Here is a 23,159-nt window from a genome sequence, read left to right on the forward strand (position 1 = left end):
AGAGGCGGAACAAAGGACCCAACGACAGCCATCATCATGCTGGTTGATTTTCGCCATACACATTCGCAGCCTCAATCCGCACCAACCTCCCGGCCCTTCGTACGGACATGCCGTCATTGCAAAACCCCTGAGGCGTTCTATGCTACGGAAGCAAAATTGCAGTGTTTAAGGGACAATTATGAGATTCAAAGGCCTGACTAAGGGATTTTTTATCCTGATCCTGGTTATCGTGACGGCGGCTTTTTTCAATGTGTTAGGGCCTTACTTTTCCGCAGTACTGTGGGCGGCCATCCTTGCCGTGATTTTCCATCCAATGAAGTCCCGGTTCAGGGCGCACCTTGGTGAACGAGATGGCCTGGCATCACTCCTGACGGTCATGGTGATCTGCCTGATAGTCTTCACGCCGCTGGCCATTATCGCCTCCTCAATGGCAATTGAATTCAACGTCGTTTATACCAAACTACAGAATAACAACACCCAGCTGCCCGTTGTTCTGGCTGATGTAATGCGGCACCTGCCGGACTGGGCGAACAGTTTCCTGGCGGAACACGATCTCAATACCGCCTCCAACATCCAGACCAGGCTGTCGCAGGTTGCGTTCCAGGGCGGGCAGTATCTGGCCGGGAGCGTATTCCTCATTGGCAAGAGCACCTTCAGCTTTACCGTCGGTTTTGGCGTAATGCTCTATCTGCTCTTTTTCCTGCTTAAAGATGGCTCTCATCTCGTCAGCCTTATCCTCGAAGCGTTGCCCCTGTCTGATTACGCCAAACATCACCTGTTTATGAAGTTTGTGGCGGTTGCACGGGCGACGGTGAAAGGGACCGTTGTGGTGGGTATCGTGCAGGGGACGCTCGGCGGCGTGGCGTTCTATTTTGCCGGCATAGAAGGAAGCCTGCTGTGGGGCGCCCTGATGGCTTTCCTTTCCCTGATCCCGGCAGTTGGTTCAGCGATAGTCTGGGTTCCGGCAGCGATCTTTCTCTTCGCCACGGGCATGTTGTGGAAAGGCATTTTACTGGTCGCTTTCTTCGTGGTGGTTATCGGCATGGTGGATAACATCCTTCGCCCGATTCTGGTGGGGAAAGATACTAAAATGCCGGATTATCTGATCCTGATTACCACGCTCGGCGGCATGGAAATTTATGGCATCAACGGTTTTGTTATTGGTCCGCTGATCGCCGCGATGTTCATCGCCTGCTGGAACCTGCTTTCCGGTCGCGATCATCAGGGCAACAGCGACGAGATCGATGAGAAGTTCATTGAGGAAGGGAAGCAGCATCCGGAAAAATAAGTGAGCCCCTCACTTTGTCACAATAAGAGCAGCGATGAAGCTGCTCTTTTACATGATTACGCCAGCGTACCGTTAAGTTAAAACTTCTTTAGCGGAGAGTTTCGCCCCGCCGGTATGACAGACAGGCTTGTTAAGTCGTGAATCCATGACGCCCGGTTACTAAGTCAGCAGCTTAAACCCGTCTGCATGTTAATCGTCACGGCCCGAAACCGGATTGTTGCATTTACCCTGATTTTTTTACGACATTTTTACAGCGGTAAGGGTTTAATAGGGCGGCAGGATTTTTGCCAGAATAAAAATAACCGGAGCCGTGTTTTGCAATTTACACCAGTGATTAACTTTCATCGTCTGCGGGTGGTGACGCACCTCTGTGGCTTTCTGGTGCTCCTCTACAGTTTCTCGATGTTGCCGCCGATGCTGATCGCCCTCATCAGTAAAGAGCGCAGCTACTTTGCTTTCCTGACCACCTTTCTGACCTTTTTTACGCTTGGCGGCGGTGCCTGGCTGGCGACGAAACATGCCGGCATTCAGCTCAGAACCCGTGACGGCTTTGTGATTATCGTGCTGTTCTGGCTGCTCTTTTCCGTTATCAGCGCCATGCCGCTCTGGCTGGATGACTCTGTCGGGCTGGGCTTTGCTGACGCGCTGTTTGAAGGCGTTTCCGGCATTACCACCACGGGCGCCACGGTGGTAGGCGACGTCAGCGCGCTGCCGCATGCTTACCTCTACTACCGGGCGCAGCTTAACTTTATCGGCGGGCTGGGCGTCATCGTCCTTGCGGTCGCGGTTCTGCCGCTGCTGGGCATCGGGGGCGCAAAACTCTACCAGTCTGAAATGCCTGGCCCCTTTAAAGAAGAGCGACTAACGCCGCGCCTGGCTGATACTTCCCGCAGCCTGTGGCTCACCTACCTGCTGCTGGGATTGACCTGTTCCGCGGCCTATATGCTGGCCGGGATGCCCGCGTTTGACGCGCTCTGTCACGGCCTCTCTACCGTATCGCTGGGCGGCTTCTCCACCCGCAGCGAGAGTATCGGCTACTGGAACAGCTACCCGATTGAACTGGTGGCGGGGCTGTTCTCGCTGCTCTCCGCCATCAACTTTACCGTCTGGTTCGTCGCCTTTACCCGGCGCACGTTGCAGCCGTTCCGGCAGAATGCGGAGCTGCGTTTCTTCCTGCTGGTCACCACCATTGTGGTTCTGATTACCGCCTGGCAAATCTGGCACGCGGGCATGTATAACGCGACGGGCAGCCTGGTCCATGCCTTTTTCCTGACCAGTTCGATGATCACTGATAACGGGCTGGCAACCAGCGATTACGCTGACTGGCCAGCGCACACCATTATGCTGCTGCTGACGGCCAGTTTTTTTGGCGGCTGTGTGGGATCAACCTGCGGTGGGATCAAGGCGCTGCGCTTTCTGGTGTTGTTCAAACAGAGCCGCCATGAGCTGCATCAGCTGTCGCATCCCCGCGCATTGTTGAGCATCCGCATCGGCGAAAGCGTTGTAAACGAACGCATCCTTCGCTCCGTCTGGAGCTTCTTTTTCCTCTATATGCTGTTCACCATCTTTTTCATCTGGTCGTTAAACGTAATGGGCTATGACCTGATGACCTCGTTCGCCACCGTGGCGGCCTGCATCAATAATATGGGACTGGGATTTGGCGAAACCGCCTCCACTTTTGGCACCTTAAGCGATGGCGCAAAATATCTGATGTGCGGAGCAATGCTGATGGGGCGCCTGGAGATTTATCCGGTGCTGATCCTCTGCTCACGCTTTTTCTGGCGGGCGTAAGGTTGGTTAGAGGGGGGTTAGGTTCAAGGATTGCGGTACTGTTGAAAGGGCAGAAAAAAATCTTTCACAGGCCACACCCCAGACCAACCACTGACAAGGGGGCGGTGAACGCCATCCGGATATGGCCCGATAGCTCAGGAATAAGACCATGAATAATACACTCAAAATCGACGGCCATATGGCCGTCATCACCTTTGACCCTAAGATAGAAATATTTCGCGGGGAGTTTGTTGGCCTGTACGGCGGGGCTGATTTCTACGCATACAGCGTGGAAGAGTTAAAAAAGGAAGGCGCGGCCTCACTTGCCGTTTTTCTTGATGAGTGCCGTAAAGATGGCGTTGAACCTTATAAATCATTTAGCGGTAAGATAACTGACGCCTGATCGGCATCAAGCGCTTGCTATCACTGCGCAGGCGCACGGTGTGTCAATCAATGAGCTGCTAAATGAAGGCGTTGATTTGGTCATCGAAAAACGCTCTTAACCGTGCATATGTAAACGGCCCTTTGCGGACAGTTTCTTCTTCGCCAGCAGGTTTTATGTTGCCAGCTAAAAAATCTGCCGCCATTTTGTCGCCACTTATAATGCACCAACAAAAAAGCCACCCTCTGGAAAGTGGATTAACAAACTGATTTAACAGGGGAAGTGTGGTGGAATCTACTGGGATTGGACTAGGGGCGGCGGATTTTTTCGCAGCCCATGTACCTGCATGAAAACCACTACACAAAGCGCGCAGGCGTGGAGGGGGTAAGAGCGTGCGCTGCCACCACTTCCTTTTTGGATGAATTGCTATTATCTTGTGAGAATAAAGAAAGGATTTAGTTTACTTATGAGGAATTATCGTGCGGTTAGATGCGCTAGGCCTTACAATTAAAGGGCTCAATTTTGGTACAGTCGATGCCGAGGCTGATAGAAGATTGGCTGATTATTTTATTAACACACCTCAAGTTGAGCAAGCTTTAAGTTTCTATAGCGCCCATTTTCTTGGCAGAAAAGGGGCAGGGAAATCTTCAATTTTTACTCAGTTACCAAGACTGGTAAGAGCTAAATATGGGCAGGAAGTTATTGTAAATGTTATGACTCCTGACCAATATGCTTGGGGCGCATTAAAGCAGTATGAAGAACAAGGATTATTGCCTGAACAAGCGCATTGTAACGCTTGGAAGTTCGCAATAGCTGTTGAAGCTGCGGCTGAAATTATTAAGTCTGGCAGGAGATTTTCTGAAAAAAGGCCCCAGGAAGCACTTTCGAGAATCAAAAAATTTGTTACAGATAATTATGGTGGTTTGACGCCGACAACTCTAGGGACAGCCAGAAAATTACTCTCAGGGTTAAGCGCATTCAATTTTGAAGCATTTGGCTATGGGGTAGGGTTCAACAGAGACAATCCGCAAACTCCATTGACCCCTCAAATAATAAAGATCATTCTTGATGAGCTTAAAGAAATATGCACAGATATCGGTGTGCTAATTGCTACCGATAGATTAGATGATTCATGGGACGGATCGGATGATGCCAAGAGCCTTTTGATAGGGTTGTTAAAGGCTACCAAAGATATTAATGATAATTATTCTGATACCAGAGCAAAAGGGATTCATATTGTAACTTTTTTACGCTCGGATATTTATCAAGGGCTGGAATTTGATGATAAAGATAAACACCGAGCAATAGAAGAAGAAATAATATGGACTCCCGAACTGCTAAAAAACATGGTGAACGCTCGCTTACCACAGGAAATAAGTGTTGATGATATATTTGAAGAAGGTGAGATGAGAGGGAGTATTTCACCATTCAATTATTTAGTCAAACGTACATTCCTTCGTCCAAGAGAAGTCATTCAGTTTTTGCAGGAATGTCAAAAACGCAGCGCGAGCGATGCAAGTGAAATAAAGAAAGATATAATCCGAACGGCTGAAGAAAGATACAGCGCATGGAAAGTTGAGGATTTAAAGCAAGAATACAAAAGGCTTTACCCTCATTTTGGTGAGCTATTAGAGTCTTTGCGTCAAACGCAGCACAGATACAATTCCACAGAAGATTTCATTAGTAAATTAGAAGAGAGATCCCCTGAGCTTTGTAAGCGCTTTACTTCTCGTGAACTAATGAAAACGCTCTTTAACGCCTCTGTAATAGGTGTTCGATTGGGAAATTCAGGGACAGCTAGATTTCGGTGTGAAGATGCTGATTTAATGTTACCGAATACTGGCTCTGTATATATTCATCAAAGTCTTTACAAGGGATTGAATATAGTAGAAGCTCGAAGGTAATAATTTGGGTGCCTCATGCGCGCCCATTTGATTTTCATTTTAAAGCGTATTTATTGAATGAAATTACTTCTTCGTTAAGCCAGTTTTTTATTTCCATTAATATTTTCTGTAATCGAATTATCTCATTACGCACAAACACCTCACTTTCCTTCTTCACTTCACCAAACCCGCCTATATTATTCGGAATTTTATCCCCATCATCTGCGGCGGCACCCGGTGCGCAGCCATCATGTCATCCCGGCTCACGTTTTTGATGTTAAGAAACTCATCCTTTGCCGCCACTTCTGACAGTGGGATGATCTGGATACCGTCCTTCTTCCCGTTCAGTGAGTACATAAAGAGCTTACGGAAGTTGCCCGGCCCTTTGGCGCTTTTCATTGCCCGCGGATATTGTTCACATCCTCCTGACTCTGCGCCGCGTCGGTCATATACATGATGAACCCTGCGTGGCTGCCGTTAAGATAATACTTGCGGCGAAACAGCGTGGCGGATTCGTTCAGCAGCGTGGAGGGGATGGCGGACAGGTACTCCGCCAGGCCGTAAATCTCCTGATTCAGGTCAGGTTCCATCAGGTGAAAGATGCTGCCGGGCGTGAACTGATACGGCTCGCTGGTCATGCCGTACTGCACAAACCAGTAAGTATCCAGATCCGTGCCGCGCCGGGTGAACTTTGCCAGCGCAGGCTCCAGCGACAAAATGCCACCCAGGCGGCTGATACGCTTTTCCAGATACGCGTTACCGAATACCAGATAGTCCTGCACAAAACGGCTGAATGCCTGCTGGCTGAGCAGTGGATGGGAAATGAACGTGCTGGTGAGAATGTTACGCTTCACGTTGATGGGTGAGCTGTGATGTACCGCGGCGCGGCACGTCCGCGCCAGCCCGTCAAAGCTTACCGGCGGTTCATACCACCGGTCCATAATCACGCACTCCACATAATCCAGTAATTCGCGGCGATCCAGCACTGGCACCGGGTCGCCAAAGCTGAATGCCTCCATTGTCGCGCCACTAGTTATCTGTTCCTGCTGCGGCACGAGCTGCGTGACAATCAGTTATAACCGCTGGCGTAAATACCACGTTTTGCTTAACCGAATTGATACCAGCGCTGGCCTGGGTATTAACTCGCAGGCTCAGTCCCTAAAATAAAAGATAAACCTAAGCGTTTTTAGGTTTAAGAAGAAAAGCCGCTTTCCGACAATTACGGCCTTACTATTATTTATTGTTTTGTCATTGTTGCCATTTTAATAAAGTGTCCTTGTTTAAGATAATGCATTTCTTTGTTGACTGTTGAAGTTTTTTACGCAGTCTGTTATCAAATTCTTTATCTCCTAATTGATAATGCATACTTTCATTTAAAATTTCAGGTGTATTTTTAGGGCAGATAAGGCTGACGTTTCCTAATGTAAAAAGGTTGACCCCTTCAAATATATGAAATTTTTTATCTTTACTTTCTGAATATCCCCATCTTTTTCCTGCAAACATTTCAGCAGGATATTTTTCAGCGGGGACAGCATAACAATACATTGTAAGATCCATAACACCAGATAATTTCATTGTCATGTTAATTATCATTGCAGGTATAACCGGTAACAGACTGGATGTCAGTGCCAATGTTATTAATGTTGAGAAAAAGAATGCGGTTAATCTTTTTAGTAATCCAGCTCTTAAACCTGAAAAAACCATAAGAGGGATAAGGGTAAGTATAATAATAAGAGATGTCAGACTAAACAACCAAATAGCTTCCTTTAGGTTTCCTGTGCCGTCAGGGAATTTCAGAGTTTTCATTATCAAACCTAATGGAAAGACAAATGAACAAGATACTAAGCCAAGTAGTGCTGGCTTAAAAAAATTAATGATTGTAATGAAAGCTATTTTGTCCCGGCCTGATAAAATACCTGACCGATACGATACTATTTTTTTATTAAATGAATAAGTTAATGCAACGCAAGCGATGATGTTGATTATAAAGAAGATAGGCACAACAGGTCCGTTTTCAACTGGCATTTCTACTTTTTTAAAGTAGTACATACCCCCCCAGAATAGAGCTGCTGCGATGAACGAGCTTAGTATCAAAGCCAGTGTGTATCCACGCTCTATTTTTTTGTAATCACTATAATTCTTCAGTTCTGTATGGAGGATAAGTGGTGGAATAATTGAGGGGATATAAAAAACAATGCAAAAAATTAAAATGCTTATGATTGAGTAAAATGCGACAAAATTCAATATTTCATTAAAGCTTATTGCTTGTAAAAATATATCTTGTCTTCCTATGCGGTAAAGGTAAATCCATATAAATAAGGTTGATATAGCTATAATTATAAATGATGGTGTCAGTATTGATATAAGAGCTTTTTTTATAGCGCTTGATCTGGAAATCTGAGGGATTTCTGCCATACGTATTTTCCTATGCCATTAGAATATTGTTCGCATGTTATTTATTTTTAAAAGTATATACATTATTAATTCTAATGATAAGCTGAATCAATATTTTTTTCGACTTTACGTTTTTTGATTTTTTTCAATCTATTGTGTCATCATTCGCATAATAGTAAATGCGTGAATATGGTCCTCTACACAGCGAACCGGCGCTACTCGTCAAACATCGCCCTAAAATACGCCAGCTCTAAATTTACTGTGCGAGGCGTAACAGTCTTCACTCGAGTGGACCGCGTGATCTTCCCGCTTAACCGCTGCTCGCGATAAGACGCAAAAATTTTCGCGTTAAATTCAGTTACAAAGGGATTGCCCGTTGCCTCGCAGGCAAACGCCATTGTGCTCCGACGCTTCTTGCCATCAGCCAACGTGATGCCGTGCGTGTTGAACCACAATTCAACCAGAGCGATAACGCGCCTCTTGTCCGCCTTTTTACCCAGTCAGAGTTTATCTTACGCCTGATCTTTGATGTGTTTCTCAAAAGACAGGACTTCGCCCTTGGTCACAAACTGGCGGCGAATACGCTTGCCGTCACGGCCAATAGAAAAATCTGCCGCCATTTTGTCGCCACTTATAATGCACCAACAAAAAAGCCACCCTCTGAAAGGTGGCTTAATATCCTGATTTAACAGGTAAAATTTGGTGGCCCCTACTGGACTTGAACCAGTGACCAAGCGATTATGAGTCGCGTGCTCTAACCAACTGAGCTAAGGGGCCTGCGGCGCAGGATTATAATGGAAGTTGCTGGGGCAATCCAGCGGTAAACAATCATTTGTTGAATTTTCAGGCGGAACGGGCATGCTGGAAATGGGTTAAATAACAACCGTTTCCGCCATCAGCCCCGCGGCGTACAGGGCTCGATAAGGGAATAGCGGCCTCGTTAACGGCCTGCTTTTCTGTTCTGGCGGAACCTATTCATCTGCATTTTTAACGGTGGTCGCATCTATGACTTACTTCACCGGCCAGCCGGAGGCGGAAATCCGTCGCCGGAAAATGGCGGCGTTGATTACCCAGCTGGCGCCCGGTAATGGCTACACCCAGTCGACGCTGGATGATGTCCGGTTTCTGCGATCGGACGTGCCGATCCAGCAGACGCCCGTGCTTTATGAACCTTCAATCGTGGTCGTCTGTCAGGGGCGTAAGCGCGGCTTCTGGGGCGAAGAAATGTTCCTCTATGACGCGCAGCATTTCCTGGTGGTCGCCGTGCCTCTGCCCTTTGTCAGCCAGACGGAAGCGACGCTGGAGGAGCCGATGCTGGCGGTGGCGCTGCGGCTGGATTTTCAGGCATTGGCGGATTTGCTGATAACGCTGGAGATCCCGGTTACTCGCAGTAATATGCCGGTGAGTATGGCGTCTACACCTCTGGATGACTCTCTGGGAGTGAGCGTGATCCGTCTGCTGGAAGCGCTCCGCTCGCCCGAAGAAGCTCGTGTTCTGGGTCCCGGCCTGTTGCGGGAAATTTACTACCGCGTGCTCACCGGCGATCAGGGAGCCGCACTGCGTGCCGCGCTGGCGCAGCAGGGCTATTTTGCTCAAATCAGTCAGGCATTGCGCATGTTACAGACGCGCTATCAGGAGCGTTTTGAAGTGGCTGGTCTGGCCCGTGAGGTGGGCATGAGCGTGGCGGCATTCCACGCGCACTTCAAAGCGATTACCCAGATGTCGCCCATACAGTACCTGAAATCTACCCGGTTACATCATGCAAGGCTGCTGATGGTGCGGGGCGGTATTTCCGCCGCCGCGGCGTCAGCGGAGGTGGGCTATGAAAGCCCCTCGCAGTTCAGCCGGGAGTTTAAGCGCTTCTTTGGCCGCAGCCCCGTTCAGGAAGCGCTTTTTATGCAGGAAATTCTGCAACTCTCTCCCGCCGTTGGCATGGCAGGCTAAAGCCGGGAGAGGCGGCACCTTCTCCCGGCCAGGCGATCTGAACGTCGATCAGTACGGGCTGCTGGTCGGGCGAATCACCATCTCACTCACGTCAACATCGTCAGGCTGACCGATTGCCCAGGCAATAGCGCGGGCGATAGCGAGCGGATCGAGCGCCACGTTGCGAAAGGATCTCATCGCTTCGCGGGCGCTTTCGTCGGTGATCGTTTCGGCCAGTTCGGACGTCACAACGCCCGGTGAAACAACCGTAACGCGCAGTTTATCCGTTTCCTGCCGCAGCCCGTCCGACAGGGCGCGAACCGCGAATTTGGTGGCGCAGTAGACTGCGGCGGTGGGGGAGACGGAGAGCCCGCCGATGGACGACACGTTAATAATATGACCGTGCTGCTGCTGTTCCATCAGCGGCTGGACGGCGGCAATGCCGTACAGTACGCCCCGGATATTCACATCAATCATCTGATTCCACTCCGACACTTTACGGGATGAAAGCGGGGAGAGAGGCATCACACCGGCGTTATTTATCATCACGTCCAGCCCGCCAAAGCGGCGTGTCGCCTCAGCGATAAAGGCTTCCATCTGCGACAGGCTCGTGACATCGAGCGCCATGCAGGCTGCCTCACCACCGGCCTCCTGGATCTCAGCAACCAGCTTTTCCAGACGTTCAGTCCGGCGCGCACCGACAAAAACTTTTGCTCCTTTCGCCGCCAGCAGGCGGGCCGTTGCCTCGCCAATGCCACTGCTGGCACCGGTAATCGCAACAATTTTATTGTTCAGTTCAGACACGGGAAACTCCTTAACGGTTTCTGCTGAACGGCCTCTCCGTCAGCAGTAACCAGAGTAACGGCAACCCCATCGGGTGCGAATATCCGGGGCTCTGCAAAGCTTGCCTGTTTCTCTTTGGATCTTTTAGCTCAGGAAATTACCGGCGGATGATAGATAGCGGCGCTCCAGTGGCGACTGCTGGCGTGTTTTTCCGCCAGCCAGCCGCTTTTGCGCAGATGGCGGGCGATCAGCTTATTCATAATCCCGTGCCCCAGTAGCAGTACGTTGCCCTGCGCGGAGAGTTCAATCAGTTTGTCAGCGGCAAGCGCCGCCCGCTGCTCCGCCTGCCGTAAGGACTCTACCGAACCGGCATAGCCGCAAAGCCATAGCAGGCGCAGCAGCGCAAGCCAGAGTGAGGGCGGAAGATGCGGATAGCCCAGCCTGATAACCGGCAATGATACTTCGCTAAAGATCGCATCTATATGCGCCGGCTCCAGCCTGAGCTTAGCCAGCGAGGAGCGGGCGCGGGGAAGGGGGCTGGTCACCACATAATCTGCTATTGCGGCCAGGCGCCGGCTTTTCGCCGGAGGCAGGTCCTGCACCAGGGAGAGATCGTATGCTTCACACCACTGGGCCATCGCCAGCGCGGGCACCCGACCCGGCGCATAATGATCTGGCTTACCGTGGCGCATCAGGATGATGCTCATGATTTTGCCTCACAGAATTTTTTAAAAAGCCTATGTGCGAAAAGCGGATAAAACAAATCCGTCTCCTTTTATCTTTACGGCGTTTGCAAGCGGTTGCATCTCATTTTAGTGCCATACCTGGTCACTTAGGTCTCTGATTCGCATAATAAGCCGCATTGCCTAAAAACTGACAATTACTGAAATTTTTTAGATTAATAATAAGCGAACTTTTTCCCGTAAACGCTTAATGAATCGTTAACTTATTGTTAATTAAGGCTCCAGAATTAGACTGTAAAATTGAAATGTGAAGATTTTCTAATTTATTTTGGCGCATACCTTGATTTGTCTACGCGTGTAGATACAATGAGCCCGATTTAAAAATTCACCGTGCTGGATGTTTTTTGCCAGGTGAAGGTCACCCTGTTTCACGTTTTTATTTGATTGGTTCTGAAAGCCAACGGACGGGAAACAGCGACAGCGACACCCAACACCAGGGAACCCGTTACTGACCTTTCATCACAAATCTGCAAAAGAATGTCCTCGCTGGCGAATGCAGTTGCGTATCAGGACGGCCAGGGAAGGCAAAAACGCACATAACAGGGAGTTTTTATGTCCATACCTCAAGATATTCCGCACGCCGGAACCCCTCCACAACATGCCGCCTCCGCCGCAGATGAACGCCTGCTTACGCCCGAAGGACGTAAGGATTTCTGGCGGGCTACCTTTTCCTGCTGGCTGGGCACCGCCATGGAGTATGCTGATTTTGCGCTCTACGGCCTGGCGGCGGGGATCATCTTCGGCGACGTCTTTTTTCCTGAAGCCACGCCCGCCATGGCGCTCCTCTCAAGTTTTGCCACCTGGTCCGTGGGATTTATTGCGCGGCCCATTGGCGCGCTGTTTTTTGGCTGGCTTGGCGATCGTAAAGGGCGCAAGGCGGTAATGATCTCCACCATTATCCTGATGGGCGCTTCCACAACGCTGATCGGGCTGATCCCCAGCTACGCTTCCATTGGTCTCTGGGCGCCGGCCTGCCTGGTGGTATTGCGGTTCAGCCAGGGCTTTGGCGCGGGCGCCGAACTCTCCGGGGGGACAGTGGTACTGGGGGAATACGCACCAGCGGAAAAACGCGGGCTGGTTTCATCCATTATCGCGCTGGGTTCTAACAGCGGAACGCTGGTAGCCTCGCTGGTCTGGCTGGCGGTAGTGCAGATGGATCAGCAGCAGCTTCAGGCGTGGGGCTGGCGTATTCCCTTTTTGTGCAGCTCACTGATCGCGCTGGTTGCACTGTGGATCCGCCGCCATCTGAAAGAAACGCCGGTTTTCGAGCGCAGAAAAGCGGCGCTTGAGGCTGAGAGGCTTACTGCGCAACATACCCTTCAGGCAGTACCCGATAACCGCAGCTTCTGGCGACGTGGACGGGCTTTCTTTACTTTAGTGGGCCTGCGCATTGGCGAAAACGGCCCTTCCTACCTGGTGCAGGGGTTTATGATTGGCTATGTCGTCAAGATGCTGGCGGTCGACAAATCTGTGGCGACCACGGCGGTTTTTATGGCTTCACTGCTCGGCTTCCTTATTATCCCCGTTGCCGGCTGGCTCTCTGACCGCTTTGGCCGCCGCATCACCTACCGCTGTTTTTGCCTGTTACTGATCCTCTATGCCTTCCCGGCATTTATGCTGCTTGATTCCCGTGAACCGGCGATTGTCATTGCCACTATTGTGGCCGGAATGGGGCTGGCGTCGCTGGGCATTTACGGCGTGCAGGCAGCGTGGGGCGTGGAAATGTTCGGTGTAAAAAACCGCTACACTAAAATGGCGACGGCGAAGGAGCTGGGCTCAATACTCTCCGGCGGTACAGCACCGCTGATTGCCGCAGCCCTTCTTTCATGGACGGGGCACTGGTGGCCAATAGCGCTCTATTTTGCGGTAATGGCGGCAATCGGTTTTGTAACGACGTTCGTTGCACCGGAAACGCGCGGTCGCGATCTTAACGATCCTGAGGATGCCATCTGAAGTCGGATCTGAACCTGACGCGAAGGCTGGCCCTTAACGCTAACAGGAAAGTCGTTTGGCAAAGTTGATGCAAAAGCGTGCAACAAGAGCGGACGTGGCCAGAGTAGCGGGCACGTCCGTTGCCGTTGTGAGCTACGTGATCAATAACGGCCCGCGACCTGTCGCCGTGGCCACGCGGCTCCGCGTGCTGGAGGCGATAAAAATAACCGGCTACCGGCCAAACAACCTTGCCCGGGCGCTGGCGTCCGGGACCACCAAAACGTACGGGCTGGTGGTGCCCAATATCGGCAATGCGTTTATCGCCTCTTTTGCCCATGCGCTTCAGCAGGAAGCCCTGGATCATGGCATGGTAATGCTGCTGGGCGATGCGGGGGACAGCCGCAAACGGGAACTGGAGTTGCTGAATAATCTGCTTAGTCAACAGATCGACGGGTTGCTGTATAACAGCGTCGATCGTCATCCTTACATCGATCTGATCCGGGAAAGTGGCACGCCGTTTGTCATGCTGGATCGCGTCGATCCCGGTTTAAACGTTAATATTCTTCGCGTGGATGAAAGCGCGGCCGCCTTTCAGGTTACCGCTCATCTGCTCAGCCATGGCTATCAGGAGGTGGGCATTATCTGCGGCCCGCTGGAAAGGCTGAATACCCAGGACCGGCTTGCGGGCTGGCGTAAGGCACTGCGTGAATATGGGCTGATTGAGCATCCACAGTGGATATTTCCGGCAACCTATACCCGCGAAGGAGGCTATCAGGCGGCAAAACATATGCTGCTGGCCGGTAAACTCCCGCGAGCCTTATTTATTTCAAATGAGGCACAGGCGACAGGCTGTTTGCGGGCGCTGACGGAAAATAATATCAGAGTACCGGAGCAGCTGGCGCTGGTCTGTTTTAACGGGACGGATCGGTCCGCCTATCATGTTCCCTCGCTGACCACGGTGCGTCAGCCGGTGAATGAAATGGCTAAAAAAGCGATTGAGATGCTCATGGCGCCGGCTGGTCAGGTGCAGCTGAGCGAATTTTCTCACCGGCTTGAGATCGGTGAATCCTGCGGCTGTCAGCCCCCTCTTTTCAGGTAACCCCTTATTAAAGACACTTCATGAAACGACTTATTATTGATTGCGATCCGGGAAACGGCATAGCCGGGGCTAACGTGGATGACGGGCTGGCACTCGCGCTTGCGCTGGGATCGAAAGCGCTCTCGCTGGAGCTGATTACCATTGTTGCCGGCAACACGCCTAACGATGTGGGCTACAGCGTGGCGAAAGACTTAACCGACAGGCTTGGGATTACGGTGCCCGTCGTGCAGGGAGCCTCACGGGCGCTGGCCGAACCTCCGGAGCCCTGGCGTAAAGAGCTGGATAACCGGATCCATATCAACAAGCTTGGCCATCTGTGGAAGGACGTCCGGCCGCCAGAGAGGGCTGTCGCGCCCAGTCGTGAGGCTGCGGATGCTATTGGCGAGTTAATCTGCGCCAATCCGGGTCAAATCACCCTGGTGGCGATCGGCCCGTTAACCAACGTGGCGCTTGCGCTGGAGCGCTATCCGGAAATGGCGGAGGCGGTGCAGGAGATTGCCATTATGGGCGGCGTGTTCGCGCTGGATCATTTTATCAAAGATACCAATTTTGGCCTCGATCCCGAGGCGGCACATCAGGTACTGACCAGCCGGGCGAACATTACGCTGGTGCCGATGGATGTCACCACCCAGACGATGATGACGCATAGCGATTTGGATCGCATTGAACGGTTTAACACTCCGCTGGCAAAATTTGTCACCGACACGGTTCGTCCATGGCTGGACTATTCGATGCAGACCCGTCATCTTCCGGGCTGCTGGATCCATGATGCGCTGGTGGTGGCCTGGCTGCTGAATCCGGGAATTGCGACAGCGGCGGACTACTTTGTGGACGTTGAGCTGAGGCCGGGTCAGACGCGGGGAAAATCCTGGCGCTATCGTCAGCCGCTGGGCGTCAGCGTTGGCACAGGTGAGCCCGCTGGTGGAGTGATTCATGTGCTGAAAACGGTGAATAACCGGCTACTGCTGGAGATGATTGAACAGGCATTGGCGCACTGAAATAGCCCCAGACCGAAAATCGCCAGAACCGCTGATGCCGGTCAGCGGGAAGGGCAGGCGGCCTGAGGCTGTTGAGGGTGGAAGCAGGTGTCAGGCTTCTCCGGGGATCTGACAGACGTCGACCCATGTTGCATCGGTCAGCGTGGCAATCCTTTCCGGCGAGAGGCGTACGGCACTGTTGATCGAACCGGCCGCCGGCAGGACTTCATCAAAGGCACGAAGCGAAATGTCACAAAAAACCTGTAGCGGCGTCTCTAATCCGAACGGGCAAACGCCGCCAACGGGATGGCCTGTCCAGCTCACCACCTCGTCCGTGCTGAGCATGCGGGCTTTTGCGCCCAGCGTCTTTTTCAGCTTGAGGTTATCCAGGCGGGCGTCGCCCCGCGTTACAATCAGCACCACGCTGTCGCGCACTTTAAGCGACAGCGTTTTGGCGATTTGCCCCGGTTTTACGTGATGTGCTCTGGCCGCCAGCGCCACGGTAGCGGTGCTTTCAGCAAGCTCAATAATTCCTACATCAGGGGCGCGTTCGGCGAAGAACTGCCGTACAGTCTCCAGGCTCATGCTTATCTCCAACAAAACGAAGCGGATAAACCTGCCACAGAGTGCGCTGACTGTAAACGGAAAAGGAGAGGGTTCAGACCGGTTTTAAGGTGCAGTTACCGCAGCGTTGAACGTCAGGCAGGCGGTAGCGCTGGCAACAGGTACGGCGTTGCATCTCCCCTTCGCGTGGCAGCATGGTGCGGTAGAAAGGATTATCGGTGCCGTCAGAGAGCGTTTTCGAAAAGAAAAAAGCGTGTTCCAGCTCCGCGCGTAAATCTTCACCGATTAGCGGAGCGATCTCCCCCAAAAACCAGTAGACGGAGAAGCCGGTGTTGCTCCAGATCAGCTTACCGTTGATATCGCCATGTTGAACGATGCCCTGAATGGCCGGGATAAGATGCTGCTGGATCAGACGATCCATGCGGCGACGGGGGCTGAGGTAGCGGGCCTCTTCATCTTCACGCACGTCAATCCAGAAGGCGGCCGGGCGACCGGTTTCATGAAATTCAACGTGACAGCGTTCAGGTGAACAGTCCAGCGCCCGGGATTCCAGCAGCAGGCTCATCATCATCGGGGGCAGAAAAAGGCCGAAATACCACTGTGCCCAGAGCGACTGCAGAGGTTTGTTTTCGCGTTCCATCTCACGCTGTTCGCGGTAGATAAAATCGCCGTAGCGTCTGTTCAACTGGGCAAAGTTTTCGGGCTGTGACCAGCGCTTAAGCGTCATGCACTCTGCGGGCGCTTCTTCACCCAGGCGGATCGTTTCCAGGAAGTAAGAACGGTGCTCACTGAACAGTGCACGCAGCGAATCGCCAAGCGAGCGATTGCTTTGCAGGAAGATCAGCGGATAAGAACCATACTCAGATGCCTGACGAACAATCGTGGTCATGTAGTATCCAGTTTAAACCGAAGTACAAAAACAAATGATAATCGTTCTTGATTGTATCTGAGAGAAAACGGACAGACAAGCAGCAATTTTCGCCGCATTACGCCGCAGCGCAGTCCCCCTGTTGAGGGTGTGGCTATAAAAAACGGGGCCAGCGGATAAGAGAGCGTTGCTTTTTAATCACGTGGCAGAATTGATGCAGAAAATTTTTCACTGTCCGGAGATAAGGGAAAGAAATAGTGCATGCAGAGAAATAATAAATTCCATTTATTCAGAATAAATAACAAACGCTGCAGCCGCAATTGAATATTATTATCGCCAGAATGCGTTTTTAGTCACTGCGACCTTTGCAAAGGTGACGATAATTAACGGACAGGAAAGGAGAGGAGACTATTTTTGCGCATCAGGATTATCTGAATTTAATCTAATTGTAAGTGACTGGAATGTATCGGCCCGCATGCCGGGCCGGTAACATCAATTACATTGCATCGGCAGGCTGGCTGAGCGAACTTTTAGCAATTTCATCGCTGGAAAGGATGGTATTTCTCCCACGGCTTTTCGCCAGATAGAGCGCCCGGTCTGCATTAGCCAGAGCGCCATCAAAATCCCGATCGTAAAGGGGAGCAAACCCCGCGCTGATGGTGACGTGGGTGGCAACGCGTTCGTTGAAAAGATGGGGGATTTCCAGCTCCAGCACGTACTGACGGATGCGTTCCGACAGCTTACGGGCTATCGATTCGTTGACGTTGGTCAGCAACACCAGGAACTCTTCTCCGCCGTAACGCGTGACGATATCACGCGAGCGCACCGCATCACGGATAGCAATAGAGACGCGCGCCAGCGCCTGATCGCCCATGGCGTGCCCATAGTTGTCGTTATACGCCTTGAAATGATCGATATCGAGCAGCAGGACAAAGTGGCTGCCGGCGTGGTTATCCAGAATGTTTTCCAGCCTGTTTTTAAGCCCGCGGCGGTTATAGAGCCCGGTGAGCGGGTCGAGCATGCTCAGGTCGCTGTAGGTTTCCTTCTCCTCGTAGAGCTGGCGCATCAGGCGTCGGGTAAAGATATCGCGCCGCCGCTGCATCAAATGATGCAGGGTGAATCCCCCCAGCGGCAGGACAATAGTGCACAGGATCAGCAGGGTGTTATGGCCGTTATCCAGCACCAGGGCCGCCAGCGACGACGGGGCGGCGTGCAGACAGAAGGCGAGCAGGTGATCTCCCAGCGCAATCATGCTGATAAAAAAAATGCCTACCAGGCTGACCACTAAAAAACTGCTGTCAAAAGCGAAGGCGAATTTATAATTAAGGACAATTTGCCATGCCCAGAGCAGACCTGTGAGCAATGCCACAAGATTTAATATCGGGAATTTGCCTGTAGGCTTCAGGGTTACCCAGATTAAGATTAATACACTGGTTAAAGCGATTGTCATCACAGGCGACATTAACTCAAATGCGCGGTTTTTTCCGATACTGTATAAGCAAAATAACGATGTGGCTGTGTTTAAAAAAAGAAAAAGCATCAGCGAAAGGCGATGCTTGCTGTGAAGCAATTCATCATAAGTTTGTAATTTCATTATGTTCTACTCGTAACTGCTCAGAAATAGCGCCGGGCGGTAACCGAAGGTGCCAGCCTATTTCACGCGTGGAATAGTGTGAACCTGTTATTATTAGAATTTTCATTTTGGGTGGATCGAATTCAATTTATCACTTAACAACAGAGCTGTCATTAGCGCCAGCAGAGTTTAGGATAATGGCGCTAAAAGTTGCTGAAAGATGAAAAATATTCTTATATGATAGTGGGAATCATTATCATTTAAGAAGGTGTGGGATTGCGATGCTGATAGCGATAGTGGCCGCCTGTGGCCTCTGGGGGATAAGCCTGATGTTCGGAAAAAAACTGGATAGCGGCTGGGGAATAGTCCTTCCCTGCACGATTATGCCGCCGATCACCCTGATGGATCTCTCGTTCAGCGAATGGCGTCTGGTTATGGTTATTGCGCTGCTGGCGACCGTCGTTATGCTCTACCATAAGCGTCTGCGTCACTATCTGCTGTTACCATCCTGTCTGGCGCTGACGGGCGGTATAGCGGCAATTTCACTGAATTTCAGTGCGCTTTAAAAAGGATGAAGCAAAAGCTTTTCGGGAAAAATAATGAGGATGGATACGGGAGAGGGAACGCAGGAAGTTTGTTCAACGTGGTGCGAAGAGAGGGACTTGAACCCTCACGTCCGTTAAGACACTAACACCTGAAGCTAGCGCGTCTACCAATTCCGCCACCTTCGCATCTTTGTTGAACTTTTTTATTCACATCACCGCATTTGGTGCGAAGAGAGGGACTTGAACCCTCACGTCCGTTAAGACACTAACACCTGAAGCTAGCGCGTCTACCAATTCCGCCACCTTCGCGCAGATGCTGCGTAATATGAATAACATGGTTTTTGGTGCGAAGAGAGGGACTTGAACCCTCACGTCCGTTAAGACACTAACACCTGAAGCTAGCGCGTCTACCAATTCCGCCACCTTCGCATACCATCAATACATGATAAATGTATTGCAACCACGGAGGCGCATTCTAGAGATTTTCCGGGGGACGTCAACAGTTATTTGACGCCCCTGCGGCGATCGCTGCAAAAAGCAACGCTCACGCCGCTTTGTAGCGGAATCAGTTGCTTGCCCGACGGACGCAGCAGCGCGGCATCCGGGCAAACTGCACGCTAGCGCTTAGCTTTACTGGCGCGGGCGAGAACGGCGCGGTAAACCTTGAAGCGACCGTTCTGGAGCAGAACCTCATGACTGCCGAAGGTTTCATCAAGCACCTGCGGATAGGGCAAAAAGGCATTCGCCACAATACGCAGCTCGCCACCCATATTCAGGTGTTTGGCCGCGCCGCGAATCAGCGTCTGTGCCGCGTCCAGACTGGTTTGCATCCCGTCATGGAAAGGCGGGTTTGAGAGGATCATATCGTAACGTCCGGTCACGTCGGAATAGACGTTACTGGCAAATACTTCGCCTTCAAGCTGGTTGGCGGCAAGCGTCGCCTTGCTGGCTTCTATCGCCGCAGCGCTGACGTCCGTCATAAACAGGCGGACTTTCGGGGAGAAGCTGGCCAGCATGGCGGAAAGCACGCCCGCGCCGCAGCCCACGTCCAGCACTTTACCTTTCATATGCGGCTTCAGGGTGGAGAGAAGCAGATTGCTGCCGGCATCCAGGCCGTCACGGCTGAAGACGCCGGGCAGCGTTTTCACCGTCAGATCGCCCAGCGGATACTCATCCCACCAGGCGTCGGCGTCAAAGGTCGGCTGCGCGTCAAGCCGGCCATGATAGAGGCCACAGCGACGGGCGCTGTCGATTTTGGTCAGCGTCGCCCACTTCTCTACCATCTGCTCCGCGCTGCGCACGCCGCTGCGGTTTTCACCGACCACAAACAGATCGCTGCCGACAGGCAGTAGCGACAGCAGATTCTCTAACTGGAACTGCGCTTCGGGTTTGTTTTTCGGCCAGAAATAGATCAGCGTATCGCAGTCCGCCAGCCGATCTGCCGTGGCAATCAGACCGAAGTGGGCATTCTCCCCCAGCGCACGGCTGAGGATCTGCCAGTGATGATACTGTTGGGTATGCACCCGGCTCAGGGCGGTCTCCAACTGGGCGGGCAGGTCATCCTGCAAGTCGCCAGCAAACAGCACGCGGCGTTGAGTAAATTCATCACTGTGGCGCAGTATCACTTCACTGGCCGGGGAAAATGCAGACATCGGTGGCTCCTTACAAATCAGAGCGGGGATTATACCGAAATTAACCGGGCAAGTAAGAAGCGGTGAGAGGTTTGTTGGCGCAGATTCGATGGGTTTGCTAGCATAGCGGCGCAATCGGGCGACCAGACGGGATAAAGAATGTCTTCCAGACGTGACTGGTTATTACAGCAAATGGGCATAACGCAGTACAGACTGCGGCGTCCGCGCGCCCTGCACGGCGAGGTGGCGGTATCGCTGCCAGAGAAAACCCGGCTACTGATTATTGCCGACGCTCCCCCTTTACTGACCGATCCGCTGATCGGCGACGTCCTCCGCGCCATGCTGATGCAGGAAGAGGAAGTGGTTGTGCTTACGCCTGACCAGCTCGCGATGCTGCCTGATGATACCCGCTGCATAAGCTGGTGCATGGGGCTGGCCTCGCCAGTGACGCTGGCAGGTTCCCAGATCGCTTCGCCTGCCCTGGCGGAGCTCTACGACAATGCCGGCGCGAAACGTGCGCTATGGCAGCAGATTTCTCACTATGAATCAGATTTCTTTACTGACACCGCAGGATCTTGAGCAGGCGCTGGCCATCGAGCAGCGCGCCCATGCTTATCCCTGGAGTGAAAAAACGCTGGTCAGCAACCAGGGTGAACGCTACCTGAACTTCCGGCTTGATGCCGACGACAAAATGGCGGCTTTTGCTATCACGCAGGTGGTTCTTGACGAAGCGACGCTGTTCAACCTTGCTGTGGATCCGGCCTTCCAGCGCCGGGGGCTGGGTCGCTCTCTGCTGAATCACCTCATTGCCGAACTGGAGCGACGGGAAATCCAGACGCTCTGGCTGGAGGTTCGCGCCTCTAACCGGCCAGCGATTGCCCTTTATGAATCGCTGGATTTCAATGAAGTGTCGGTACGCCGCAACTATTATCCCAGCGCCGAAGGCAAAGAAGATGCCATCATCATGGCACTGACAATCTGAGCGCGCAGGAAACTACCGCTTTTTGCATTGTCTCAGGGCAATTATGAAGCGCAGTTTATCTGCCAGCCGCCTGCATCGGGTATTCACCCTAAAACCCAAAAAGGATCGCAAGATGTTAAAAGAGTGGGACTGGATCTTATTCGACGCCGACGACACGCTGTTCCATTTCGACGCTTATGCCGGTTTACAGCGGCTTTTTCAACAGTATGACGTGGAGTTCACGCCTGTCGATTACAACGACTATCAGGCCATCAATAAACCGCTGTGGGTGGATTACCAGAATGGCGCCATCAGCGCGCTGCAGTTACAGCATCAGCGCTTTCAGGGATGGGCAGATCGGCTGAAGGTGACGCCGCACGATTTAAACAGCGGCTTTCTCGCCGCGATGGCTGAAATTTGCGTGCCGCTGACCGGCGCGGTCAATTTGCTCAACAGCCTGAAGGGCAACGTGAAGATGGGGATTATTACCAACGGCTTCACGGCGCTTCAGCAGGCCCGCCTTCAGCGCACCGGCTTTCTCGACTATTTTGATCTGCTGGTGATCTCCGAGCAGGTAGGACATGCCAAGCCGCATCCGGCCATTTTTGACTATGCGCTGGAACAAATGGGCAACCCTGCGCGGGATAGAGTCATGATGGTGGGCGACAATCCGGACTCCGATATTCTGGGCGGAATGCGGGCGGGGCTGGCAACCTGCTGGCTGAACGCGGATGGTCGTGCGCTGCCGGAAGGCATTACCCCAACCTGGCAGGTCAAGACGCTGAAAGAACTGGAAGAGATCCTGGTGAAATAACGTGGTTGCTTCACTATGAGGCGAAAGACGCTGACCAGAATGCATGCCGGTCAGCGATGATCCCGCCCTGGCGGGCGAGATGCTGAAGCTTACTTCGCTTTTTTATCTTCCGTCTTCAGCTCGAAGTCGGAGGCGTCATGGCGCTCATGCAGTTGCTCTGAGGGATCGCCAAACGTACGGTTAACGATGCGGCCACGTTTTACCGCCGGACGCTGAGCAATTTCATCAGCCCAGCGCTGAACGTTTTTATAGGCGCCCGCATCGAGGAACTCAGCCGCGTCATACACCATTCCCCTGACCAGCGCGCCATACCATGGCCAGATGGCGATATCCGCGATGGTGTAATCTTCACCGGCAATGTAACGATGCCCGGCAAGCTGACGATCCAGCACGTCGAGCTGCCGCTTGGCTTCCATCGTAAAGCGGTCAATGGCGTACTCAATCTTGACCGGTGCATAGGCATAGAAATGTCCGAAGCCCCCGCCCAGATAGGGCGCTGAACCCTGGAGCCAGAACAGCCAGTTTAAAGCTTCGGTACGGCCTGCCGCATCTTTAGGCAGGAAATGACCAAACTTCTCTGCCAGATAGAGCAGAATCGCGCCAGACTCGAATACGCGTGTCGCTGGCGTGGTGGTGACGTCCAGCAGGGCGGGGATTTTTGAGTTTGGGTTGATATCAACGAAGCCGGACTTGAACTGATCGCCCTCGCCAATGCGGATAAGATGCGCATCATATTCTGCGTCGTTGACGTTCAGCGCCAGCAGCTCCTCCAGCATAATGGTCACTTTCTGGCCGTTAGGCGTGCCCATTGAATAGAGCTGCAGAGGATGCTTGCCGGTCGGCAGGGCGACGTCGCTGCGCGGGCCGGCCGTGGGGCGGTTGATGCTCCCCCAGGTGCCGCCAGCGTCTTTTTTTTCCGTCCAGACTTTCGCTGGCTGATAGTCGTTATCGCTCATAACTGAAAGTACCCTTTTTCATGGTGGAAGGCGCGTAGCCTGGTGACGACGCGCCGCTGATGGTCTAAAACAT

Annotated in this window: 22 protein-coding genes, 4 tRNA genes and 2 pseudogenes; 14 read left to right on the plus strand and 14 right to left on the minus strand. The window is 52.3% G+C overall.

The window, feature by feature from the left end:
- Positions 1–178: 178 nt before the first annotated feature.
- The 6 genes from AAH446_RS06750 to AAH446_RS06775 all read left to right on the plus strand — a co-directional run bounded on the left by AAH446_RS06750 (position 179) and on the right by AAH446_RS06775 (position 5,344).
- On the plus strand, positions 179–1,288 hold the full coding sequence (locus AAH446_RS06750; protein ID WP_342905956.1) for an AI-2E family transporter: 1,110 nt from the start codon (positions 179–181) through the stop codon (positions 1,286–1,288).
- A 315-nt stretch (positions 1,289–1,603) separates the two neighbouring features.
- Positions 1,604–3,079 carry a TrkH family potassium uptake protein gene (locus AAH446_RS06755; protein ID WP_342905957.1) on the plus strand — a complete coding sequence of 492 codons (1,476 nt, stop codon included), beginning with the start codon at positions 1,604–1,606 and terminating at the stop codon, positions 3,077–3,079.
- 148 nt (positions 3,080–3,227) lie between these two features.
- Positions 3,228–3,461: a type II toxin-antitoxin system HicB family antitoxin gene (locus AAH446_RS06760; protein WP_342905958.1), complete on the plus strand. Its 234-nt coding sequence runs from the start codon at positions 3,228–3,230 to the stop codon at positions 3,459–3,461.
- A gap of 19 nt (positions 3,462–3,480) precedes the next feature.
- On the plus strand, positions 3,481–3,561 hold the full coding sequence (locus tag AAH446_RS06765) for a hypothetical protein (RefSeq protein ID WP_342906364.1): 81 nt from the start codon (positions 3,481–3,483) through the stop codon (positions 3,559–3,561).
- Positions 3,524–3,709 carry a hypothetical protein gene (locus AAH446_RS06770; RefSeq protein ID WP_342905959.1) on the plus strand — a complete coding sequence of 62 codons (186 nt, stop codon included), beginning with the start codon at positions 3,524–3,526 and terminating at the stop codon, positions 3,707–3,709. Before AAH446_RS06765 ends, AAH446_RS06770 begins: the two co-directional genes overlap by 38 nt.
- Positions 3,710–3,919: 210 nt before the next feature.
- Positions 3,920–5,344, plus strand: coding sequence for a P-loop ATPase, Sll1717 family (locus AAH446_RS06775; protein ID WP_342905960.1), 1,425 nt, complete (start codon positions 3,920–3,922; stop codon positions 5,342–5,344).
- A 34-nt stretch (positions 5,345–5,378) separates the two neighbouring features.
- On the opposite strand, the pseudogene AAH446_RS06780 reads toward AAH446_RS06775, so the two are convergent.
- The 4 genes and pseudogenes from AAH446_RS06780 to AAH446_RS06795 form a co-directional block, all read right to left on the minus strand.
- Positions 5,379–6,342: pseudogene (locus tag AAH446_RS06780) on the minus strand (phage portal protein).
- Positions 6,343–6,571: 229 nt separating this feature from the next.
- The gene (locus tag AAH446_RS06785; protein ID WP_342905961.1) at positions 6,572–7,738 is read right to left on the minus strand and encodes a hypothetical protein; all 1,167 of its coding nucleotides are present in this window, start codon (positions 7,736–7,738) and stop codon (positions 6,572–6,574) included.
- 197 nt (positions 7,739–7,935) lie between these two features.
- A pseudogene (locus AAH446_RS06790) lies at positions 7,936–8,337 on the minus strand (phage integrase); the annotation flags it as partial.
- A gap of 80 nt (positions 8,338–8,417) precedes the next feature.
- Positions 8,418–8,494 (minus strand) — tRNA-Ile (locus AAH446_RS06795).
- Between the two features lie 228 nt (positions 8,495–8,722).
- Here AAH446_RS06795 and AAH446_RS06800 point away from each other — a divergent pair.
- Positions 8,723–9,661: an AraC family transcriptional regulator gene (locus AAH446_RS06800; RefSeq protein WP_342905962.1), complete on the plus strand. Its 939-nt coding sequence runs from the start codon at positions 8,723–8,725 to the stop codon at positions 9,659–9,661.
- A gap of 48 nt (positions 9,662–9,709) precedes the next feature.
- Here the strand turns inward: AAH446_RS06800 and AAH446_RS06805 are convergent, their stop codons facing one another.
- On the minus strand, positions 9,710–10,444 hold the full coding sequence (locus tag AAH446_RS06805; RefSeq protein WP_342905963.1) for an SDR family oxidoreductase: 735 nt from the start codon (positions 10,442–10,444) through the stop codon (positions 9,710–9,712).
- Positions 10,445–10,572: 128 nt separating this feature from the next.
- Positions 10,573–11,130, minus strand: a complete 558-nt coding sequence (locus tag AAH446_RS06810) for a histidine phosphatase family protein (RefSeq protein ID WP_342905964.1) — start codon at positions 11,128–11,130, stop codon at positions 10,573–10,575.
- Positions 11,131–11,718: 588 nt separating this feature from the next.
- Here AAH446_RS06810 and AAH446_RS06815 point away from each other — a divergent pair.
- The 3 genes from AAH446_RS06815 (at position 11,719) to AAH446_RS06825 (ending at position 15,195) form a co-directional block, all read left to right on the plus strand.
- Entirely contained in the window at positions 11,719–13,119 is a 1,401-nt protein-coding gene (locus AAH446_RS06815; protein ID WP_342905965.1) for an MFS transporter, read from the plus strand.
- Positions 13,120–13,186: 67 nt separating this feature from the next.
- Positions 13,187–14,197, plus strand: a complete 1,011-nt coding sequence (locus AAH446_RS06820) for a LacI family DNA-binding transcriptional regulator (RefSeq protein ID WP_463322791.1) — start codon at positions 13,187–13,189, stop codon at positions 14,195–14,197.
- Between the two features lie 20 nt (positions 14,198–14,217).
- Positions 14,218–15,195, plus strand: a complete 978-nt coding sequence (locus tag AAH446_RS06825) for a nucleoside hydrolase (protein ID WP_342905967.1) — start codon at positions 14,218–14,220, stop codon at positions 15,193–15,195.
- 90 nt (positions 15,196–15,285) lie between these two features.
- On the opposite strand, the gene AAH446_RS06830 is transcribed toward AAH446_RS06825, so the two are convergent.
- From AAH446_RS06830 to AAH446_RS06840, 3 genes are all read right to left on the minus strand, one after another.
- The gene (locus AAH446_RS06830; RefSeq protein ID WP_342905968.1) at positions 15,286–15,759 is read right to left on the minus strand and encodes a YbaK/EbsC family protein; all 474 of its coding nucleotides are present in this window, start codon (positions 15,757–15,759) and stop codon (positions 15,286–15,288) included.
- Positions 15,760–15,832: 73 nt separating this feature from the next.
- Complete coding sequence (fhuF, locus tag AAH446_RS06835) at positions 15,833–16,627, minus strand: siderophore-iron reductase FhuF (RefSeq protein ID WP_342905969.1); 795 nt, start codon at positions 16,625–16,627, stop codon at positions 15,833–15,835.
- A 475-nt stretch (positions 16,628–17,102) separates the two neighbouring features.
- Positions 17,103–18,200, minus strand: a complete 1,098-nt coding sequence (locus AAH446_RS06840; protein WP_342905970.1) for a GGDEF domain-containing protein — start codon at positions 18,198–18,200, stop codon at positions 17,103–17,105.
- A gap of 260 nt (positions 18,201–18,460) precedes the next feature.
- Between AAH446_RS06840 and AAH446_RS06845 the strand changes: the two genes are divergently transcribed.
- The gene (locus tag AAH446_RS06845; protein WP_342905971.1) at positions 18,461–18,745 is read left to right on the plus strand and encodes a DUF1435 domain-containing protein; all 285 of its coding nucleotides are present in this window, start codon (positions 18,461–18,463) and stop codon (positions 18,743–18,745) included.
- A gap of 78 nt (positions 18,746–18,823) precedes the next feature.
- Here AAH446_RS06845 and AAH446_RS06850 read toward each other — a convergent pair.
- The 4 genes from AAH446_RS06850 to rsmC all read right to left on the minus strand — a co-directional run bounded on the left by AAH446_RS06850 (position 18,824) and on the right by rsmC (position 20,376).
- Positions 18,824–18,910 (minus strand) — tRNA-Leu (locus AAH446_RS06850).
- A 36-nt stretch (positions 18,911–18,946) separates the two neighbouring features.
- A tRNA-Leu gene (locus AAH446_RS06855) sits at positions 18,947–19,033 on the minus strand.
- Positions 19,034–19,066: 33 nt separating this feature from the next.
- Positions 19,067–19,153, minus strand: a tRNA-Leu gene (locus AAH446_RS06860).
- Between the two features lie 188 nt (positions 19,154–19,341).
- On the minus strand, positions 19,342–20,376 hold the full coding sequence (gene rsmC / locus AAH446_RS06865; RefSeq protein WP_342905972.1) for a 16S rRNA (guanine(1207)-N(2))-methyltransferase RsmC: 1,035 nt from the start codon (positions 20,374–20,376) through the stop codon (positions 19,342–19,344).
- Positions 20,377–20,514: 138 nt separating this feature from the next.
- Here rsmC and AAH446_RS06870 point away from each other — a divergent pair, with 138 nt between their 5' ends.
- From AAH446_RS06870 to yjjG, 3 genes are all read left to right on the plus strand, one after another.
- Positions 20,515–20,934: a DNA polymerase III subunit psi gene (locus AAH446_RS06870; RefSeq protein ID WP_342905973.1), complete on the plus strand. Its 420-nt coding sequence runs from the start codon at positions 20,515–20,517 to the stop codon at positions 20,932–20,934.
- Complete coding sequence (rimI, locus tag AAH446_RS06875) at positions 20,897–21,337, plus strand: ribosomal protein S18-alanine N-acetyltransferase (protein ID WP_342905974.1); 441 nt, start codon at positions 20,897–20,899, stop codon at positions 21,335–21,337. The genes AAH446_RS06870 and rimI overlap by 38 nt, the downstream gene beginning before the upstream one ends.
- Before the next feature lie 112 nt (positions 21,338–21,449).
- A complete protein-coding gene (gene yjjG / locus AAH446_RS06880) occupies positions 21,450–22,130 on the plus strand; it encodes a pyrimidine 5'-nucleotidase (protein ID WP_342905975.1) in 681 nt (226 codons plus the stop codon).
- A gap of 89 nt (positions 22,131–22,219) precedes the next feature.
- Here the strand turns inward: yjjG and yghU are convergent, their stop codons facing one another.
- Positions 22,220–23,086, minus strand: a complete 867-nt coding sequence (gene yghU / locus AAH446_RS06885; protein ID WP_342905976.1) for a glutathione-dependent disulfide-bond oxidoreductase — start codon at positions 23,084–23,086, stop codon at positions 22,220–22,222.
- Positions 23,087–23,159 lie beyond the last annotated feature (73 nt).

Source organism: Erwinia psychrophila (assembly GCF_039023475.1).
Classification (GTDB): Bacteria; Pseudomonadota; Gammaproteobacteria; order Enterobacterales; family Enterobacteriaceae; genus Erwinia.

Excerpts from the sequence above, each read along its gene's own strand:
- AAH446_RS06750 (WP_342905956.1), top strand. The coding sequence starts at position 179 with ATGAGATTCAAAGGCCTGACTAAGGGATTTTTTATCCTGATCCTGGTT.
- AAH446_RS06760 (WP_342905958.1), top strand. The coding sequence starts at position 3,228 with ATGAATAATACACTCAAAATCGACGGCCATATGGCCGTCATCACCTTT.
- AAH446_RS06770 (WP_342905959.1), top strand. The coding sequence starts at position 3,524 with ATGAAGGCGTTGATTTGGTCATCGAAAAACGCTCTTAACCGTGCATAT.
- AAH446_RS06785 (WP_342905961.1), bottom strand. The coding sequence starts at position 7,738 with ATGGCAGAAATCCCTCAGATTTCCAGATCAAGCGCTATAAAAAAAGCT.
- AAH446_RS06800 (WP_342905962.1), top strand. The coding sequence starts at position 8,723 with ATGACTTACTTCACCGGCCAGCCGGAGGCGGAAATCCGTCGCCGGAAA.
- AAH446_RS06810 (WP_342905964.1), bottom strand. The coding sequence starts at position 11,130 with ATGAGCATCATCCTGATGCGCCACGGTAAGCCAGATCATTATGCGCCG.
- AAH446_RS06815 (WP_342905965.1), top strand. The coding sequence starts at position 11,719 with ATGTCCATACCTCAAGATATTCCGCACGCCGGAACCCCTCCACAACAT.
- AAH446_RS06820 (WP_463322791.1), top strand. The coding sequence starts at position 13,187 with ATGCAAAAGCGTGCAACAAGAGCGGACGTGGCCAGAGTAGCGGGCACG.
- AAH446_RS06825 (WP_342905967.1), top strand. The coding sequence starts at position 14,218 with ATGAAACGACTTATTATTGATTGCGATCCGGGAAACGGCATAGCCGGG.
- AAH446_RS06830 (WP_342905968.1), bottom strand. The coding sequence starts at position 15,759 with ATGAGCCTGGAGACTGTACGGCAGTTCTTCGCCGAACGCGCCCCTGAT.
- fhuF (WP_342905969.1), bottom strand. The coding sequence starts at position 16,627 with ATGACCACGATTGTTCGTCAGGCATCTGAGTATGGTTCTTATCCGCTG.
- AAH446_RS06840 (WP_342905970.1), bottom strand. The coding sequence starts at position 18,200 with ATGAAATTACAAACTTATGATGAATTGCTTCACAGCAAGCATCGCCTT.
- AAH446_RS06845 (WP_342905971.1), top strand. The coding sequence starts at position 18,461 with ATGCTGATAGCGATAGTGGCCGCCTGTGGCCTCTGGGGGATAAGCCTG.
- rsmC (WP_342905972.1), bottom strand. The coding sequence starts at position 20,376 with ATGTCTGCATTTTCCCCGGCCAGTGAAGTGATACTGCGCCACAGTGAT.
- AAH446_RS06870 (WP_342905973.1), top strand. The coding sequence starts at position 20,515 with ATGTCTTCCAGACGTGACTGGTTATTACAGCAAATGGGCATAACGCAG.
- rimI (WP_342905974.1), top strand. The coding sequence starts at position 20,897 with ATGAATCAGATTTCTTTACTGACACCGCAGGATCTTGAGCAGGCGCTG.
- yjjG (WP_342905975.1), top strand. The coding sequence starts at position 21,450 with ATGTTAAAAGAGTGGGACTGGATCTTATTCGACGCCGACGACACGCTG.
- yghU (WP_342905976.1), bottom strand. The coding sequence starts at position 23,086 with ATGAGCGATAACGACTATCAGCCAGCGAAAGTCTGGACGGAAAAAAAA.